Genomic DNA, 462 nt, shown 5'->3' with positions numbered 1-462 from the left:
CCTAGCGCCTAGGCATCCACCGTGTGCTCTTAGTAGCTTAACCTAAGTGTTTCTAAATCAATAGAAACGGTGTATTTCAATTTCTCGCCTACCACTGTTTACACAGTTTGTAGAGAAGAAACCTTCTAAAACGCGATGTTTCGTTTTCGGTATCCAGTTTTCAAGGATCAACTTGGGTAAAAATAATATGGTGGAGCCAAGCGGGATCGAACCGCTGACCTCCTGCGTGCAAGGCAGGCGCTCTCCCAGCTGAGCTATGGCCCCATAATTGGGAAGTAAATCTATATGGTGGGCCCTAGTGGACTCGAACCACCGACCTCACCCTTATCAGGGGTGCGCTCTAACCAGCTGAGCTAAGGGCCCGTATTGTAAGATTCTTTTCGACATGAAAAGAATGCGCTTGGCGGCGTCCTACTCTCCCAGGACCCTGCGGTCCAAGTACCATCGGCGCTGGAGGGCTTA

Annotated in this window: 2 tRNA genes; both read right to left on the bottom strand. The window is 50.0% G+C overall.

Features of this window, described 5'->3' with window-relative positions:
* Positions 1–188: 188 nt before the first annotated feature.
* Positions 189–264, bottom strand: a tRNA-Ala gene (locus QCD85_RS23670).
* 22 nt (positions 265–286) lie between these two features.
* Positions 287–363, bottom strand: a tRNA-Ile gene (locus tag QCD85_RS23665).
* Between the last annotated feature and the right edge of the window lie 99 nt (positions 364–462).

The sequence above is a fragment of the Paenibacillus sp. PsM32 genome (genome assembly GCF_030433815.1).
GTDB lineage: Bacteria > Bacillota > Bacilli > Paenibacillales > Paenibacillaceae > Saccharibacillus > Saccharibacillus kyungheensis.
The sequence above is the reverse complement of the archived record's forward strand: the minus strand, read 5'-3'. Positions and strand labels throughout refer to the sequence as shown.